This is a genomic window from Arthrobacter sp. S2(2024) (assembly GCF_036662515.1).
GTDB lineage: Bacteria > Actinomycetota > Actinomycetes > Actinomycetales > Micrococcaceae > Arthrobacter.
The window spans coordinates 31,409-48,392 of record NZ_JAYKZI010000010.1 but is presented as its reverse complement, the minus strand read 5'-3'; the positions used below and the strand labels follow the sequence as shown (position 1 = coordinate 48,392).

Below are 16,984 nucleotides of genomic sequence, written 5' to 3'. Positions count from 1 at the left end.
TTCAACGCCGCCCCCGGGCTGTTGCCCGGTACGTCGACTTTAGCTGGAACTCCGCCCCCGATCCGGACGACGCCCGGGAACTAGACCGCCTGGGGACCCAAATACCGGAGCCTGCCCGGGCGGTCGGGAACGACCGGGTTGAACCCAGTGGGGACAGCTTTGAGCTGTGGGGATGGCTCCACCTGTCCACAATGGGCACAACCCTCCCGACGTGGCGGAAACATACGCCCGACCGGGAGCAACCGCCTGCCCGCTGGCTGTCTTTTGCCCGGCAACCGCAACTGGATGCGCCGGCGTAGGTGTCCGGTGTGCGAGGCTCATGAGGTGGGGGAAGAAACAACAGGGGAGCGGTCCTTTTCCAGCCGCGACGAATGGGAACTGATGTACCGGAGCGGGCTGAGCCCCGCGGTGATCGCCAGGACCTGCAACGTGCCGGTGGCCACGGTCAACCGGACCCTCGGCCGCCGCGCACGCGAAGACCCCCGTCTGCGGGACGAACACCTGAGCAACGCCCCGGCCACCCCCGTTGACGTCCCGACACCGGACTGGACGGCTAGGCTTCGGGAATTCCAGACTTTCCTGAAGGAGAACGGCCGGCCGCCCGGAACAGCCACGGGGAGCAGCCCGGCTGAACGGAGCCTGGCCCGCTGGCTGTCCACCCAGCGCACCCTGCACAAGCAGGGCAAGCTCAGCGGGGACAGAATCCGGCGCCTCGACCATGCAGGGCCGTGGCGGAGCTCTTACCGGCAGGACCGGGACGAACGCCACTGGCAGCAATGCCTGACCCGCCTCGCGCACTTCCACCTAGCCGGGGGCCGGTGGCCGGCATGGAAGAACCCGGAAGGCGAGGACGAACGGCAGCTCGGCACCTGGCTGCACGGTCAGCGTCAAGCCGCCAGCCAAGGCCGGCTGAGCGGGGCTCACCGGGAACAACTCGATACCCTCGTCCCCGGCTGGAACATCTGGCGGACCGCGACGTAGGCGGTTTCTTATGCAGGCGCCGGTGCCGGGAACGACCGGCGTGGCACCTGCTTCTCTTCATCGGCTCGGGCGCCGGGAATACCATGAGGGGACTAGGGCGCATATTGGCCCACCTCACGGGGACGCACCATGACGCCAGGCAACAACATCCAGGACAGCAACCATGGAAGCCGCACCACCCCGGCGGCAACCACGCCCCGGCCAGGGCACCGCATCAGGGAAATCCGCCAGGACCTCCACCAGCGGCAGCACCAGGCCCTGAGGCGGTACGGGCTCACTCCTGCCGGCCCGTCCGCAGCAACCGGCCGACCCCCGGTCCTGTCGGTGACCTCCGACGAATATCAGGTTCGTCTCTATGTGAAGTCCCGCGGCACAAACCTCCGGGAGCGTCTCCGTGCGGCCCGCGAAGCCGTGGCAACCTCGCCCCACATCTGGGAAGACCTCAGCGCCGACGGCGTGAAGGAACGGGTCGAGGACTCCCTGGGGGATGACGCGCTGCTGGCCGGCGCCCTCGAGTCCCTGGGTGAGCTGGAGGCCCGAGACCGTCCCTATTTCGGGAAGTTCACAGCCGAGCGGATCGACGAAATCCTCACCGACGCGGAAGCCGCATACTGGTACCGTTACTGGCACCCGGGACACCGGTTGTAGCCCTCCGGCTGCCGTTCAGTAGCCGTCCGTCCGGATCACGATGATCCTGTGCCCTTCCGGGACCAGGGCCTCGGGCCGACGTCTTGGCTTCCTCGTAGCTGCCGGCCGTGGCATCGACGGTCGATTGTGTGCCGTCAGGGGCTTCGATGGTCAGGATGACTTCCATGCCTGGATTCTAAGTTCCCCCGCGCTGTTCCGGATGCTTTCGAGGAGGGCAGCTTTCGACCTGATGCGTGGCGGTCCCCGGCGAGGGGGCCGGGTCCGGCAACGGCAGCCTAGCGGGCAGTGTCGCCGCCGGTGGCTGTGTCGGTTTCCTTGAGGCTTCGGAGAATGGCAGCCAGACGACGGACAGCGGCCGGGTCGTCTTCCCACCTGCTCCCGTCACGCGCACAGGCGCGGAACGTTCTCACGCCGGACCCTTCCGCGGCTTTCCGGAGTTCAATCCAAGCCTGTTCCACGTCCTCCGCCCGTTCAGGTGCCAGCGGATCCGGCGTCGTGGGCGTACCCGCCGCAGGGGTCGATTCCTTCGCGCCAGATGTCGTCCGTCGCCTCCGGAAAAAGCTTCGCAGGTCCATTGTTGTTCCTCAAGCCGGTGGATCGTCGGGAGGTCCGGTCAGGCCGCGTTCGCGCAACATCTCCTCCTGGATCGCGATGGCCGCTTCCAAGGACTCGAGAACTTCCGTGCACCGGGCCTGGGCGGCCTTGCTCTCGATGTCGTTCGGCCTCAGAGCCAGGGCAGGTTCAATCGTGCCGGACAGCAGCCGCATGGTCTTCGTGTGAAGGGTCCGGACCTCTCGCCAGTCCTTCTTGGTCCAGAGCCTGAACTCCTCGTCCATGGGACAAGCCTAGGACCGGCAGTACAGCACGGACAGAGCTACCCTTGCCAGCGCAGCCCCCGCCTGGTTTCCGCTGCGCTGCAACCAGGTAATCGGGCGTCCGCTCGGCGGCCGGCTGTGGGGTCCAGGACGCGCCGTCGCAGAGCTCCGGACCCCCTGAACCTTGGTGTCTACGACGTTTTTTGGCTGCTGTCCTTCGGATTGTACGTGTCCGCTCCACCCCGTCAGCCCCTCCGTTCCTCCGGGGCCTGCGGCCCGAAGAATCGGCTCCGGCGCTCCTACGTCGCTTATTTCCTGCGCTGATTCCCCGCCCCTTGCCCTGCGGGTAGACAGGCTTCCGTCGGCCACAGCTCCGCAAGCTTCGCCAGCAGCCAAAAAACAACAGGGGAGGAACCGGAAGTAGCTGGCCCGGTCACGCCGCTCCCTCACCCAATCCTCTGCAAAGGACACAAAAACCATGACCGAAACCCAGACACCCGTGCTGGAAATGCTCGACCCCTCCACCCTGACCGTGGACACCAACGTGCGGCGCGACGCCGCACTCACGCCCGACTTCGTCAAAAGCATCAAGGAACTCGGCGTGCTCGAACCCGTGATCGCCCACCGCAGGGACGACGGCACCGTGCACGTCCTGATGGGACAGCGCCGCACCCTCGGCGCCGTCGAAGCCGGACGCGGAACCATCCCCGTGATGTTTGTGGGCAGCCCCGAAGAAGCCGACCGCATCCTCACGCAGGTAGTCGAGAACATCCAGCGCACGGAACTCTCCGACGCCGACGAGGCCGACGCCTACCACCAGCTTTCCCTCATCGGCGTGTCCGCCGCACAGATCGCCAAGAAGACAGGCCGCGCCAAGACCACCGTCGAGGGAGCGCTCAAGGCCAAGGCATCCGAGGCCGGAGCCTCCGCCCTGGGCAAGGGATGCACCATCGAGGAAGCCCTGATCCTCGCCGAGTTTGAGTCGGATGAGGAAGCCATCGCTGAGTTGGAATCGGTCATCATGGATGAACCCGAGCAGCTGCTCCACGTAGCCGCCCTCGCGGCGCTGATCGCGGAACTGGCAACCCAAGGCAAAGCCATCGTGGAGGACGCCGGGAACTACGCCGACGAGGAGAGCCTGTACGTCTCAGCGGCAAACCGGGCAGATGGAGAACCGGCCATCGTGGAGGACGCCAACGCCTACCTGATCAGCACCGACTACCGGGGCCAGCACAACGCGAAGCCCGTCATCACAGGCTGGAAGGAACTCGGCTTCACACCGAAGTACGAACGCTACGACGGCGGCACCCAGGCCCAGAAGGGCCCGATGACCGACGAGCAGAAAGCCGAACGGAAAACCCTGATTGCCAACAACAAGGCCATGGAATCGGTCCTGTTGACTGAACTTCATGGAGCCCGGACCGAGGTGCTTCGGAGAGGTGGTCATCATGGACGAAATGCGGTTGAAGTTGCTTGAGGGTCAGATCGGGTTACCGGGGATCGGTGCGGTCCGGCAAAACACGGCGGGCCTGCTGCCGTATGCAGTCGTCGACGAGGCAGGGCGAGAGATCGAAGAGTTCTCGGTATTTCTAAGGGACCTGGTACTGACAGATATGAGCCCGCTGACGGTGCGTTCGTATGGCAATGACCTGCTGCGCTGGTGGAGGGTGCTGCAGCTGATCGGGCTCCCGTGGGACCAGGCGGGCCGTATGGACGTCGAGGTCATGGTCGGCTGGATGCGCTCGACGGTGAATCCTCAGCGGCGGGGGAGCGGGGCCAGGCTGATGAACCCGCGGACAGGGAAGCAGCCATTGGCTGCGGGGTATGCGCCATCGACTATCAATCACGCACTGGCTGTCCTCGCCTCCTTTTACGCGTTCCATGCCCGTTTCGCTCGTGGACCGGTGGTGAACCCTGTGCCGGAGAGCCCTGGCCGCCGGGCACGGCTGGCACACCGCAGCCCGTTGGAGGAGACCCCGGGAATGCGTCGTGCGCCGTTGAGGCAGAAGACGGCCGTTCTGGCACCGCGCTCCATTCCTGACGATCTGGTCGATGAGCTCATCGGTGCCCTACGGACGAGCCGTGACAGGGCGCTCGTGAGCCTCTACCTGTCCTCGGGCGCCCGGGCGAGCGAGCTACTCGGCGTCCGGGGCGACCAGGTGGACTGGGCCGGGCAACGAGTCTGGGTGGTTTCAAAAGGGTCCCGGATCCTGGAACCGGTCCCCGCGTCGCCAGAGTCCTTGCAGTATTTGGCAGCGTACTTTCATGAGCACGGCACCCCGGGCCCTGGCGAGCTCGTCTGGCGGGCCCTGCACGGAACGCCGCGACCCCTGACCTATCACGCGGCCCGCCGCGTCCTGCAGCGCGCCAATGCCGTACTTGGGACGGACTGGTCGCTGCACGATCTGCGGCACACGACGATCGACCGGATGGTGTCGGACCCGAACCTGACACTGCCCGAGGTGATGGCCGTGACCCGCCACCGGCGCGTGTCCTCAATGGCACCCTACCTGCGGCCGCGGATAGATGAAGTCTTTCAAAAAGTGCAGGAGCACTTTGCCGCGCCCCGCCCCGAACCAACGTTGACGCCCGGTTATGACGCGGATGACTTCACGGTGGTGTTCGGTGGTTAGGGCACTCCGGCACCCTCAGCAGAGGCTGCTTGAGCCGGCATCTTCGGGCAGGAAGCTGACCCGCAGCGTCATCACGCCCGCCCCGGCAACCGCGCCGGCGGTCCCGCCGCGCCCCCACGGAGACCTCAACAAGGGGACACTGGAGACGATCAACGGGCTGGTCGATCTGATTTGGCCCCGGACTCAACCCAGACGCTCGCTGCGCCGCGCGGGATTGAGGTGGCTGCTCGGCTACCTCGAAGGCCACCCGGGCAAGACTTGGCAGCAAAGATGGATCGCCTCGGGCCTGAACGACGGGAAACGCCGGATCCGGGAACTAACCACAGGGAACCTTCGCCTGGACAGGGAACTGGGCCATTCCCTTCTGCTGCTGTGTTGCCTTCGCGTGATCAGGCCGTCGTTGGCAGCGTTCCGCGTCAACAGCTTCGTGCGCTACCACGAACACTTCGAAGCCGCCCAGAACGACCCCGACCTGGAGCGGTTTCTGACATTGGTCGACAAGCACGAAACCTCCGGGCATTTCAAACGCTGTGCCCGGTTCGATGTTGCCGCGGCATTGACGACTCAGGGCATCGCGTTCGCCGATCTGAGCGCGGAAGCGCTGCTTCATTATGCGGTCGCCACCCGTGAGGGCGGCTGGGGCGCCGGCTACGAGTCCTACGTCGGTCACCTCGCCTGGCGGGTGATGGCCGAATCCGGCCACTTCCCCGCGCACGTTCCTGCAACGTTGCGCGGAGCGATGCGCGCCCCGGCCATGACTCCCGCGGAGCTCGTCGACCGGCACAACATCACCGACCCCGACATCCACGCACTATTCGTGGCCTACCTGACCAGGCGCAGCCATGACATCGACTACACGACCTTGCGGGACATCGCAGCGGACCTTTGCGGAAAGTTCTGGACCGGGATCCTTAGGGTCAACCCCGCCCAAGCGGATCTCGCTCTCACGCCGGAAAACTATGAAAGCTGGCGGACAGTCCTGGAGATCCGCGTAGACGGGTTGCCACGTCTGAGCGCGGACGCGGTCCTGACGACGATCCGGGCCTTCTACCTCGATATCCAGGGCTGGGCAGCCCAGGAACCAGAAATGTGGGCCCGATGGGTAGCTGCCTGCCCCATCGGCAGCAGGGAAACCAGGTCACAGGCGAAAACGAAACGCCGAGCCAAGGAACGCATGGATGGCCGCATACGCTTGCTTCAACCCCTCCTTCCTGCCTTCGTAGCGGCCGTCACCGCACGCCGGGACCACCTGCGTGACCTCCTGACGGCAGCGACCGATACCGAACCCGACCAGGAACTGACGGTCGGAACGAAGCGCTATCGGCGGCTGTTCACCGTCGGTGACGCCCGGCACGCCGAGCGTCACGGTCATGCCAACATCCGGGTGCTCGATGAGTCAACCGGACGGAAGCTCAACGTCACCTTCACCGAGGACGCCGCGTTCTGGCAGTGGGCAGCGGTTGAGACTTTGCGGCACACCGGGCTGCGTTGCGAGGAACTCCTTGAGCTATCCCAACTGAGCATCCGCCAGTACGCCCGGCCCAACGGGGAAGTTGTGGCATTGTTGGTGGTCGCCCCGTCCAAAACCGACCGCGAACGCGTGATCCCGATGACCGCCGACTTGTTCCATGTGATCGCGACGATCATCCGCCGCCTGACTAGGGACCGTAAGGGTGTGCCGTTGGCGACGCGCTTTGTCAAGCAAGAACGCATCACAAGCGAACCCCAGCCCTTCCTGTTCCAGCGCACGATCGGGCAACGCACCGAGGTCATTACTCCCGAGACGCTCCGCGCGGAACTGGCCAAGCTCAGCGATGCCCTGGCAGTCGAGCACCCGGAGCTGGCCGGCTGCCGGTTCACCCCGCACGACTTCCGCCGCCTGTTCGCCACCGACCTTGTGAACCACGGCCTGCCGATCCATATAGGCGCCGCCCTCCTCGGACACCTGGACGTGCAGACCACCCACGGCTACGTCACCGTCTTCCAGGAAGACGTCATCCGCCACTACCAGGCCCATCTGGCCGGGCGGCGGGCCGCCAGGCCGGGCCGGGAATACAGGTCGCCGACCTCAACGGAATGGGCCGAATTTGAAGAGCACTTCGACAAACGCAAGGTCGAGCTGGGCAATTGCGGGCGTCCTTACGCGACCCCCTGCGAACACGAACACGCCTGCATCCGCTGCCCCATGCTCCAGATTGACCCCGGCATGATCGATCGCCTCGACGAGATCAATACTGACCTCATCGCCCGACGCGAACTCGCCCAAACAAAGGGGTGGCTAGGTGAGCTCGAAGGCATCGACCTCACCCTCCGGTTCCTTAAAGACAAACGCGCCGACGCGCAAAAATCCGCCCGGCGGGGCCCTACCAGTCTGGGCATCCCGGCCATTCGCATTTGATACGGGGGGATGGGCGCGGCCTGACCGACGCGGGGTCTACTAGATGAAGGGAGCGGCGGTGGAGGATCGAGCGACGATCTCGGGTGGCGGTTGACGGACGATTTCGTCCGAAAGCACCGCTCCGTCTAAGTGGTCCAGGAGCATTTGTGCGGCGACAGCTCCAGCTCGCCGTAGTGGCATCCGGACCACAGTCAGTGAGGGAACGAAGACTTGCGCTGTCCACGAGTCCTGGATGCAGATGATGGAGAGCTGCCCGGGCACTCGGATGCCTCTGTGTGCGGCTTCCGAGGCGGCGCCCAAACCTGCGTTGACACTGGCGACAACCACTGCGGTCGGTGGCGGACCTTGTTCGAGGAGTTTCCGCATCCCGGCTGCACCAGCGTCGGCTTCCCACCCAGCCGTGAGCATCCATTTGGGGTTAATCTGCAATCCTGCGTCGGCCATCGCCTCCATGTAGCCGGCGCGGCGGCGGGCGGCCGCATCATGAAGGGAGGTCCCTCCGAGCAGGGCTATGTCGCGGTGACCCAGTCCAATGAGGTACTCCGTAGCGGCCCGGGCTGCCGGGACGTCGTCAAGCGTGACGGACCCCGTTCGGTTCGGCAGGACGGAGTTGAAGAGGACCACCGGGGCCGGAGTGTCGATGTAGGAAAGCAGGGTCTTGTCATCGACGGTTTCGGGTCGCTGGAGGATGACTCCGTCGACGCGGCCCTGTCCGATGACGCTTGCCAGGCCGCGGCCTTTCGTTCCATCGATTGAGGCCTGGCCGAGAAAAACGGACACCCCGCGTTCCTCGGAGATTTCCTGGACCCCGGTGAAGAGGTCGGAGAAGACCGAGTTGTTTACGTCAGGGATGATCAGCCCCAGGGCGCCTGAGCGGGCGAAACGTAGTGCCCGGGAGCGGTGGTTGGGCACATAGCTGAGTTCAGCGGCGATGGCTTTGACCTTCGCTCGGGTGGTCTCGCTGATCCGTGAGGTCGTGTCGTCGTTGAGCACCCTTGACGCGACGGACTTCGAGACGCCGGCGGCCGCGGCGACGTCCTGTAGTGTTCCCACAGTTCTAGAAACTACCATGTGCCCTTCCTTTGTCCATTTTGCTAGATATTGCTGCCTTGGGTACGCATGGCTGCCCTGACCTGCTGAACGTCGAGGTTAGCGAATTGTTTGTCCTGCTCCAGGGAGATGATCGTTGCGGCGCCGGCCGCGTGCCCATACTCGAAGCACTGGGCGGTGACCCTGGCGGATGCCAATGCTTCGTGCCGGGCGCTGAGGCACCTGCCGGCGACGATGATGTTGCTGCCGGTGACCGGGACCAGGGACAGGTACGGGACGTCGTAATAGTCGTCGAGAAGCCATTGCAGGCGTGGCTTGTCGCCGTCGTGCAGCTCAATGGGCCACGGTGAGCGGCAAATACTGTCTGCAGTCTTCCTGCCTTCGACGACTGCTTCGTTTTCCAGCGTGGCCAGCCCTTCGATGCTGCGGGTTTGCCGGATGCCTGCTTCGACTCCGGTGTCCATGACATAGGCGTCCCCGCAACCAGGCAGATTTTCCCGGATGAACTTGGCGTACGAACGGACCTGGCGCCGGCCGTTGATCTCGGCCAGAGTGAAGTCTTCCGGATCAATCACGTTCAATGCCCGGCCGTCAGAGCCGGTGAGCCTGGTCGCGTTCACAAGCAGTTCCCCCTCGTTCGGGGTGGTGAAGACGAAGATTTTCTGGCGGGGCAGGTCCGCGCCTGCCTCGCGCTGCTGGGTGATCAGCTCGCTGACCCAGACAGGGGAGATGCTGTCCGGCCCGTATCCGGCGACGAACGCGTCCACGTCAACGCCGGCGATCCGGAAGAACGTGGTGGGGTTTTGAATACGCCCGTCCTGGCCGAACCGGTAGCGGTGGCCGGCGCGTGCAATGACGGCTGCGTCACCGGAGGCATCGATAGTCCGCCGGGCCTTGATGAGGGCACGTCCGGCGTTCGATTCGACGACGACGCCCGTATGGCTGGCCCCGTCCATCGTCACGCCTACCACAGCAGCGTGAAATATGGTTCGGACCCCGGCAGCGGCTAAGAAGTCGTCGGCGACGTCGCGCCAGACGAAAGGATCATGTGCGACAGTCCAGGTCTTGCCGTACTTTTGCGGGGCTGTGAGGCCCCCCTTGTCATGCAGTGCTCGTCTGAAGCGTTCGGTGAAACCGAAGACGACCTGCTCGGGGGATCCGGACTTGTCGGAGGCGGCGTAAAGGCCGCAGATGGTTCCGGACATGCCGGCGACGGCTGCGCCGCCGGCGAAACCGTACTTTTCGACGAGGACGACACTCTTGCCTGCTTCGGCAGCCGTGGTTGCTGCCGCGACTCCTGCTGCGCCGCCCCCGACGACGACGACATCGACGTCGGCTAGGACAGGGAGCTCCTCCTTTCCTGCGTAAATGGCATCAAGCCGCCAGGATTCGAGCCCGGGGGTGGAGTGGTCGATCAGCATGAGGCTCACTTTCCAATTCCTGCGGTTTCGGCCTGTTCGCGGCCCTTTCCGAATTCGGGTTTGCGCTTGTTCACGAAGGCGCGGACGCCCTCGATGCCGTCGGCTGTCCGGAACAGGGAGTCGAGGAGTTCCTGTTCTGTCTCGAAGCCGCCGCGGGGGAGTCGTGCCACCTCGGCGATGGCCTGTTTGGCGGCTGCGATGGCCTCCCGCGGACCGGCGGCCAGGCGTTTGGCAAGTGCCCCTGCGGCGTCGAGGAGTTCGTCGGGTTCGTGGATGCTGGAGATGATCCCGAGTGAGCGGGCTTCCTCAGCGGAAAGGCGGGTGGCGAGCATGATCATTTCGGTGGCGCGGTGCCGGCCGAGGAGCTTGGTGATCCGTTGGGTTCCGCCCCAGCCGGGGATGAGCCCCAGGCTGATCTCGGGCAGGCCAAACGAGGCAGCGGTTGAGGCAAGCAGGATGTCGCAGCTGAGGGCGATCTCGAATCCGCCGCCGAGGGCGACACCGTTGATGGCAGCAATGACGGGGATCCGGGACCGTTCGATGATCTTGCTGAGTGCGTTGGCCGAGGCGGTGAAGTCTTTGAGGATGTCGGGGTCGGCCTCATGGTAGTTGCTGATGTCTGCACCGGCGCAAAAGGCCTTGCCGTTGCCGGTGATGACGATGGCGCCTACGTCGTTCGAGGCGTTGGCCTTCGCCACTGCCTCGCTGATGCCGGTGATGACGGAGGAATCGACCGCGTTGTACTTTCTCTCACGATTGAGTGTCAGGTACAGGACGCCGTTCTCGGTCGTGGCCAGGACGGTGGGTTCAGTGGTCATGGCGCACCGCCCCGGAGGCGAGAAGCCCGTCGATCTTGACGTCGTCGTACTGCAGGGTCCGGAGAATGGCCCGGGTGTCGGCGCCCAAGCCGGGCGGGACCGTCCGCAGTCCCGGCCTCTTGCCGTCGTACTTGATCGGGTGGCCCAGGACCTTGACGTCGCCCGCCTGCGGGTGGGAGAACGTGAGGAACGTTTCGTTGTATTCCACCTGTGGATCAGCAACCACGTCGGCGTACTCATTGACCGGGGCGAACCAGACCTTGTGCACGGCGAAAATCTCTTCCCAAGTATGGTTGTCGCGGTCGCCGAGGTGCGCGGTGATGCGCTTGTTGACCTCGTCACGGCGTGTGTAGGACTCGTCGTCGCCGACAGTTTGGAACCACGGGTCGTTGAAGACTTCGCCGAGGGTTGCCAAGGAGTTGATGGACAGGCAGAGGTGGCCGTCGCGGGTTTCGAAGACCCCGTACGGGGCCTTGTAGTACCGGGAGGACACACCGGCGGAGCTCCGGTCCCCCTTGAAACCGTTCAGGTAGTAGCCCAAGGGTTCGATCTGCAGATCCAGCGCCGCATTGAGAAGGTTGCTTTCCACCCTGCACCCGGTTCCGGTGCGTTCGCGTCCCTGCAGGGCAGCCAGGATGCCGAAGGCACCCAGCACGGCGCCATGCTGGTCAACCAGGGACGCGCCTGTGGGAGTCGGCGGCGCGTCGGCCTGTCCGGTCGCTGCGGCGAGTCCCGACAGCGACTGCAGCAGGATGTCCTGGCCGGGACGGTCCCGGTACGGGCCATCGGACCCGTATCCCGAGAGCGAGCAGTAGATCAATCGCGGATTGATTTCCTTCAGCCGTTCGTAGCCGAGCCCCAGCCGGTCCATGGCACCGGGCCGGAAGCTTTCAACCAGTACATCGGCGGTGGCCACCAGGTCGTCCAGCACTTCCCTGGATTCCGGGGCTTTCAGATCGATGGACAAGCTGGAGACGTTCCGGTTGGCCAGCAGGAAGAACACGCTGGTTTCGTCCAGATAAGCGTCCGGGCCTGACCAGGAGCGTTCGAAAGCACCCGTTGGGGGTTCAATCTTGATCACCTCTGCTCCGAGGTCTCCGAGCATTTGGCTCGCGGAAGGGCCTTGCAGGAAATGGGTGAAGCTCAGTACACGGATTCCGGACAACATTGTGGGGGTTCCTATCTGCGGTGGCACTCGTCCGCATGGAAGGAATTGCGGGCGATTGAGATGTCGTCGAGCGGCCTTGCCTGGCTTCCTTGCTCCGACAGAACCGATTCAACACATTCAAAATTACCCTTGCACAACCGGTTGTGCAACCCCGGGGTGATGTGGTTCACTCGAAGTACGCCCCAAAGGAGAGGTATCAATGAATCCACAAAACAGTCCTGTTCCCAGCGCGGTCGGAGACGTTATTCGCGCCGGAGCGGTGCTGCCGGCGCACCCGCTGGCATTGGACGCAACGCGCAGGCTGGACCCTGTGCGGCAAAGCGCATTGACGCGCTACTACATCGACGCAGGAGCCGACGGAATCGCAATTGGCGTGCACACCACACAGTTCGCCATCCGCCAGCACGGTCTCTACGAGCCGGTTCTGAAGCTCGCCGCCGAGACGGCGCGTTCCTGGACGGGACGGCCGTTTGCCCTCATCGCCGGTGTCACGGGAACGACGCAGCAGGCAGTCTTCGAAGCGGAGATGGCGAAGCACCTCGGCTATCACGCGGTCCTCCTGAACCTCGCAGCCCTCAAAGGAAGGTCCGAAGCGGACATCCTGAAACATTGCCGGGAGATCGCCCAGATCATGCCCGTCATCGGGTTCTCCCTGCTGCCCGAGGTCGGTGGATTCCACTTGTCGTACGGTTTCTGGCGGGAGTTTGCGGCCATCGAGAACGTGATCGCCATCAAAATGGCGCCGTTCAACCGTTACCGCACGCTGGACATCGTCCGAGCGGTTGTCGATGCCCGCGCGGAAGACCGGGTCACCCTGTACACCGGCAACGACGACCACATCGTCCTGGATCTGCTCGCCCCTTACACAATCAACCGCGGAGGCGAAGAGGTCACGGTCCGCATCCGAGGGGGCCTCCTGGGCCACTGGAGCGTCTGGACGCGGGAGGCCGTTGCCCTGCTGCAGCGGATCCACGAACTGCCCGACGGCGCCGCCGTCCCAGCCGAAATGCTCGCACTGGACTCGGTCGTCACCGACTGCAACGGTGCCATCTACGATGCACTGAATGATTTCCGCGGCTGCATCCCGGGCTGCATGGAAGTCCTGCGCCGGCAGGGGCTACTGAAGGGCACCTGGTGCCTTGACCCGGACGAAGTCCTCAGCCCGGGCCAGCTGGACGAGATCGACCGTGTCTATCGCCAGCATCCGGAAATGAACGACGACGAATTCGTCAAAGAAAACCTTCAGCGGTGGCTCAACCCCGCACCGCTCGTCACCGTCAGCAACAACTAGAAAGCGATTCAGCATGAACACCGACTACCTCAAAGTCGCCGATTTCCCCGAGTACTTCCGCGACGTCGAGCACCTGGAAGACTTCATGTCCACTCCGTCACAGGAGCTCATCCACGACCTCGCCGAAGTCCCTGGCGACGTCACCATCCTCGGCGCCGCCGGCAAGATGGGCGTCACCCTCGCCCGCCTCATCAAGCGTGCCGCCCCCGACAAGCGCGTCATCGCCGTCTCGCGCTTCTCCGAAGCCGGATCCCGCGAGCACCTCGAAGCATGGGGTGTGGAGACCATCCCGTGCGACCTGCTGGACCGCGAAGGCGTCAACAAGCTCCCCAAGACAGAGAACGTCATCTACATGGCCGGCCTGAAGTTCGACTTCAAAGGCCGCGAAGACTTCCTCTGGGCAATGAACACCATCGCACCGGCGATCGTGGCCGAAGCCTACGCCGGCTCCCGGATCGTGGCCCTGTCCACGATCCATGTCTACCCATGGAGCAACCCGCTGCAGGGCGGTGTCACCGAAAAGACCCCGCCGCTGGCACGCCCGGGCGAGTACGCCAACTCCGTCGTGGGCCGGGAACGCATCTTCGAGTACTACTCAAAGCTGCACAACTCCCCGGGCCGCAACGTCCGTTTCGTCTACGCCATCGACATGCGCTACGGCGTGCTGCAGGAAATCGCCCAGTGGGTCCTTGACGGCAAGACCATCCCCCTGGAAACCGGAACCGTGAACATCCTGTGGCAAGGCGACGCCATCAACCAGTTCGCCCGCCTGCTCCGCCACACCGACACCCCGACGTCACCGATCAACATCGGCGGCCCCGAGCTCGTGAGCGTGCGCCACATCGCCAACCGCTTCGGTGAGATCTTCGGCCTCACACCGACGTTCTCCGGCACCGAAACGGACTGCCTCGCCGTCAACTGCGACGAAGCGGCCGGGATCCTCGGAAACCCGAACGTCCCGGTCGAGACCATGATCAAGTGGGTCGCCGAGTGGGCGAAAGCCGGAAAACCGACCTTGGGCAAGCCCAGCAAGTTCGAGGTCCGCACGGGCGTCTTCTAAACCCCCGACAGTCCCGGCGTCGTTCATGCCAGCCAGCATCAACGCCGGGACCATCAACCAAACCCCAACCCTCAAACTCAGAGTGGAGATTTGACGTGGACTCTACCCCCCAAACCCTACAACCACCATCCGTCGGGCCAGGCTCCGTACAAGACGTGACCAGCCGGCTCGAACGCCTGCCGCTGTCCAAATGGCAGGTCAAGGCCCGTGTCCTTATTGGCACCGCCACCTTCTTCGATGCGTTCGACGCACTGACCATTGCCCAGGTTCTTCCAGTACTCGTGACAGCCTGGGGCATCAACGGCGCCCAGGTCGGCCTGCTGATCTCGGTGGGCTATCTCGGCCAGCTCGTCGGCGCACTATTCTTCTCGTGGATTGCGGAACGCTACGGACGCATCCCGGCCATGGTCGCCTCCATCATCACGTTCGCGATCGTGAGCATCCTCTGCTCCTTCGCCTGGAACTTCGAATCCCTGCTGATCTTCCGCACCATCCAGGGACTCGGTCTCGGCGGGCAGGTCCCCATCGCCGCCGTCTACATCAGCGAGATGACCAAGGCCCACGGCCGCGGGAAGTTCGTCCTCGTCTACGAACTGATCTTCTCCGTTGGCGTTGTTGCCGCCGGCACCGTCGGCCTCTGGATCGTTCCCAACCTGGGCTGGCACTACATGTTCATCATCGGAGCAGCACCCATCCTCATGGTTTACGCCATCCGCACCTGGCTGCCTGAATCCCCGCGCTGGCTGGCCAGCAAGGGACGCCACCAGCGCGCCGACAAGTCAATGAGCCTGATCGAGAGCAAAGTCGAGAAAGCCACCGGCCAGCCACTCCCTGAACCCGCCCAGTCCCTGATCGTTCCCGTGCAGGATAAGAAGACCACTTGGGCCGAGCTGTTCCGCCACCCTTACCTGAGGCGCACCCTAGTCGTCTGGATCATGTGGTTCGCTGCCTATCTTGTCTACTACGGCATCGGAACCTGGCTGCCCACCCTGTACAAGACGGTCTTCAATCTCCCGCTGGAAGAATCACTGCGCTACGGACTGATCAGCAACGCCATCGGCTTCGTCGGAGCCGCCGTCTGCGCCTTCACCATCGACTACGTGGGACGCCGGAAATGGTTCGCTTTCGCCCTTACCGGGACCGCCGTATTCCTCGGCATTCTGACGCTCACAGGAGCCAAAACCCCTGCGGATGTTCTCATCTACGGCAGTGGCGCCTACTTCTTCGCCGCCGCCGTTGCCATTGGCCTCTACCTCTACACCCCGGAGCTGTACCCAACACGAATCAGGGCACTGGGCGTTGGCACGGCAACCGCGTGGCTCCGGCTGGCATCCATGGCGGGACCGGTCATCGTCGGTACGCTCATCACCTTCGGGTTGGCCTCCGTATTCGCCATCTTCGGAGTCGTCGCCCTCATCGCAGCGGCCGTAGTGGCAATCTTTGCCCTCGAAACCAAGGAACGCGTCCTCGAACAGCTTTCACCCTAAAGGACCACGGTCTTTGAACGCGGACGGGCACCCGGGAAAGAAACGGGTGCCCGTCCGCCTTCCTACAAGCCTCTTCTCCGCGTCGCGTGGCACGGAGAAACCGAATTCACCATAGATAACGACTTCTTAGCCGATAGGTCCAGCAAGTTGAGCGGAACAATATTCGATGAATGGTGCCTGCTTCGCGGCACGAATGTGGAACTGTGGCACGAAGGCTGCAAAGTGCGGGAAGGCTGCGTCGAGACAGCAAGCCACGACTCCTCCATGGCCTGGCTCACGGCCGACGGAAACGACCCCCGGATGCTGATCGAAAAGGCCCGTGGACACGAACTCAAAATCAGTAGGGAGCAGTGGCTGCTCAGGACTCAGGCGGCCGGCCTGAAGTACCCGGCATGAGGCGAGCCGGGAGGGCGCTGGCGGGCAGAACTGGGACGCGGAGGAATACGGTTCCAGAGACGTGGCTGGCTGTGTCTCCCACCAGGACTCTTGGTGAACCAGTGCATTGGATCGGCCGCCACCGCCCATGCCCGTCTGGGGGACGGCCAGCGCAATGGCCGTGGATTGTAATCCGGCTGTCCGCGGGCACATCCAGCGTTGTTTCAATTGCGGTTGCTGTTACGGTTGGAATTCCGGCGCCCAAACGTTGACAAAGGACTAGCGCAACCGAGCGTCGCCCTCGTAAGTCGTCTGCACTTGAAAAGTGCAGAGAAGCGACGACCGTGCGCCGCGACTGGGTCAAGACACTCCTTGCCCGCGAGACCGTACCGAAGGGATGGCAGTACTTCACCGTCCACGCGATCACCCACCACCCCGAAACTGCCAGCGGCTACGACGGCAAGGTGGCCGCCGAAATGATCGGAGCCAAGTTCGAAGACAGCGACCGCTGGGCGTGGAACCCGCTCCGGGACCACGTCGCCAAGTCGACAACGCGGCCCGAGATCTCCCTGATCGCGCTCGTCTGCGCCGGGTACGAGAAGACGATCGTCAAGGACTCGTGGCGCTCGGCCAGCGAGCGGCACGCCGACTACCTCGGCCAGCTCGTGGCATGGGGATACACCCCCGCCGAGGTCGAACAGATCATCCTCGACAAGCACGCCCCCTCCGAAACCAGCGAGGAAACGGCGGAATAACACCGGCGTGCCGGGCGGAACCCCACCGCCCGGCACGGCCCCCCGGCCACACCACCCGCAGGCCCGGAACCGTGAAATGTCGGG

General features: G+C 64.2%; 13 protein-coding genes and 2 pseudogenes. 10 read left to right on the top strand and 5 right to left on the bottom strand.

Annotated features, from left to right (window positions below; all coding sequences use genetic code 11):
• Positions 1 to 324 precede the first annotated feature (324 nt).
• Both VLA65_RS16945 and VLA65_RS16940 read left to right on the top strand, forming a co-directional pair.
• Complete coding sequence (locus VLA65_RS16945; RefSeq protein ID WP_332603166.1) at positions 325 to 981, top strand: helicase associated domain-containing protein; 657 nt, start codon at positions 325 to 327, stop codon at positions 979 to 981.
• A 129-nt stretch (positions 982 to 1,110) separates the two neighbouring features.
• Positions 1,111 to 1,629 carry a hypothetical protein gene (locus tag VLA65_RS16940; protein ID WP_332603165.1) on the top strand — a complete coding sequence of 173 codons (519 nt, stop codon included), beginning with the start codon at positions 1,111 to 1,113 and terminating at the stop codon, positions 1,627 to 1,629.
• 584 nt (positions 1,630 to 2,213) lie between these two features.
• Here VLA65_RS16940 and VLA65_RS16935 read toward each other — a convergent pair.
• Positions 2,214 to 2,465: a hypothetical protein gene (locus VLA65_RS16935; RefSeq protein WP_332603164.1), complete on the bottom strand. Its 252-nt coding sequence runs from the start codon at positions 2,463 to 2,465 to the stop codon at positions 2,214 to 2,216.
• A 457-nt stretch (positions 2,466 to 2,922) separates the two neighbouring features.
• Here VLA65_RS16935 and VLA65_RS16930 point away from each other — a divergent pair.
• From VLA65_RS16930 to VLA65_RS16920, 3 genes and pseudogenes are all read left to right on the top strand, one after another.
• A pseudogene (locus tag VLA65_RS16930) lies at positions 2,923 to 3,834 on the top strand (ParB/RepB/Spo0J family partition protein); the annotation flags it as partial.
• 58 nt (positions 3,835 to 3,892) lie between these two features.
• Positions 3,893 to 5,077, top strand: a complete 1,185-nt coding sequence (locus VLA65_RS16925; RefSeq protein ID WP_332603163.1) for a tyrosine-type recombinase/integrase — start codon at positions 3,893 to 3,895, stop codon at positions 5,075 to 5,077.
• Complete coding sequence (locus VLA65_RS16920; RefSeq protein WP_332603162.1) at positions 5,070 to 7,475, top strand: site-specific integrase; 2,406 nt, start codon at positions 5,070 to 5,072, stop codon at positions 7,473 to 7,475. The genes VLA65_RS16925 and VLA65_RS16920 overlap by 8 nt, the downstream gene beginning before the upstream one ends.
• 39 nt (positions 7,476 to 7,514) lie before the next feature.
• Here VLA65_RS16920 and VLA65_RS16915 read toward each other — a convergent pair whose 3' ends face one another.
• The 4 genes from VLA65_RS16915 to VLA65_RS16900 are packed head-to-tail and all read right to left on the bottom strand — an operon-like array spanning position 7,515 to position 11,932.
• Positions 7,515 to 8,546: a LacI family DNA-binding transcriptional regulator gene (locus tag VLA65_RS16915; RefSeq protein ID WP_332603161.1), complete on the bottom strand. Its 1,032-nt coding sequence runs from the start codon at positions 8,544 to 8,546 to the stop codon at positions 7,515 to 7,517.
• Between the two features lie 23 nt (positions 8,547 to 8,569).
• Entirely contained in the window at positions 8,570 to 9,946 is a 1,377-nt protein-coding gene (locus tag VLA65_RS16910) for an FAD-dependent oxidoreductase (RefSeq protein WP_332603233.1), read from the bottom strand.
• A gap of 5 nt (positions 9,947 to 9,951) precedes the next feature.
• The gene (locus VLA65_RS16905; RefSeq protein ID WP_332603160.1) at positions 9,952 to 10,764 is read right to left on the bottom strand and encodes an enoyl-CoA hydratase/isomerase family protein; all 813 of its coding nucleotides are present in this window, start codon (positions 10,762 to 10,764) and stop codon (positions 9,952 to 9,954) included.
• Positions 10,754 to 11,932: a CaiB/BaiF CoA transferase family protein gene (locus VLA65_RS16900; RefSeq protein ID WP_332603159.1), complete on the bottom strand. Its 1,179-nt coding sequence runs from the start codon at positions 11,930 to 11,932 to the stop codon at positions 10,754 to 10,756. Before VLA65_RS16900 ends, VLA65_RS16905 begins: the two co-directional genes overlap by 11 nt.
• A gap of 199 nt (positions 11,933 to 12,131) precedes the next feature.
• On the opposite strand from VLA65_RS16900, the gene VLA65_RS16895 reads away from it, so the two are divergent.
• The 5 genes and pseudogenes from VLA65_RS16895 to VLA65_RS16875 form a co-directional block, all read left to right on the top strand.
• Complete coding sequence (locus tag VLA65_RS16895; protein WP_332603158.1) at positions 12,132 to 13,223, top strand: dihydrodipicolinate synthase family protein; 1,092 nt, start codon at positions 12,132 to 12,134, stop codon at positions 13,221 to 13,223.
• A gap of 13 nt (positions 13,224 to 13,236) precedes the next feature.
• Complete coding sequence (locus VLA65_RS16890; RefSeq protein ID WP_332603157.1) at positions 13,237 to 14,283, top strand: NAD-dependent epimerase/dehydratase family protein; 1,047 nt, start codon at positions 13,237 to 13,239, stop codon at positions 14,281 to 14,283.
• A gap of 155 nt (positions 14,284 to 14,438) precedes the next feature.
• Positions 14,439 to 15,770 carry an MFS transporter gene (locus VLA65_RS16885; protein ID WP_332603156.1) on the top strand — a complete coding sequence of 444 codons (1,332 nt, stop codon included), beginning with the start codon at positions 14,439 to 14,441 and terminating at the stop codon, positions 15,768 to 15,770.
• A 147-nt stretch (positions 15,771 to 15,917) separates the two neighbouring features.
• Positions 15,918 to 16,166 carry a hypothetical protein gene (locus tag VLA65_RS16880; protein WP_332603155.1) on the top strand — a complete coding sequence of 83 codons (249 nt, stop codon included), beginning with the start codon at positions 15,918 to 15,920 and terminating at the stop codon, positions 16,164 to 16,166.
• Between the two features lie 314 nt (positions 16,167 to 16,480).
• Positions 16,481 to 16,900: pseudogene (locus VLA65_RS16875) on the top strand (ParB/RepB/Spo0J family partition protein); the annotation flags it as partial.
• Between the last annotated feature and the right edge of the window lie 84 nt (positions 16,901 to 16,984).

Excerpts from the sequence above, each read along its gene's own strand:
- VLA65_RS16940 (WP_332603165.1), top strand. The coding sequence starts at position 1,111 with ATGACGCCAGGCAACAACATCCAGGACAGCAACCATGGAAGCCGCACC.
- VLA65_RS16935 (WP_332603164.1), bottom strand. The coding sequence starts at position 2,465 with ATGGACGAGGAGTTCAGGCTCTGGACCAAGAAGGACTGGCGAGAGGTC.
- VLA65_RS16925 (WP_332603163.1), top strand. The coding sequence starts at position 3,893 with ATGGACGAAATGCGGTTGAAGTTGCTTGAGGGTCAGATCGGGTTACCG.
- VLA65_RS16915 (WP_332603161.1), bottom strand. The coding sequence starts at position 8,546 with ATGGTAGTTTCTAGAACTGTGGGAACACTACAGGACGTCGCCGCGGCC.
- VLA65_RS16910 (WP_332603233.1), bottom strand. The coding sequence starts at position 9,946 with ATGCTGATCGACCACTCCACCCCCGGGCTCGAATCCTGGCGGCTTGAT.
- VLA65_RS16905 (WP_332603160.1), bottom strand. The coding sequence starts at position 10,764 with ATGACCACTGAACCCACCGTCCTGGCCACGACCGAGAACGGCGTCCTG.
- VLA65_RS16900 (WP_332603159.1), bottom strand. The coding sequence starts at position 11,932 with ATGTTGTCCGGAATCCGTGTACTGAGCTTCACCCATTTCCTGCAAGGC.
- VLA65_RS16895 (WP_332603158.1), top strand. The coding sequence starts at position 12,132 with ATGAATCCACAAAACAGTCCTGTTCCCAGCGCGGTCGGAGACGTTATT.
- VLA65_RS16890 (WP_332603157.1), top strand. The coding sequence starts at position 13,237 with ATGAACACCGACTACCTCAAAGTCGCCGATTTCCCCGAGTACTTCCGC.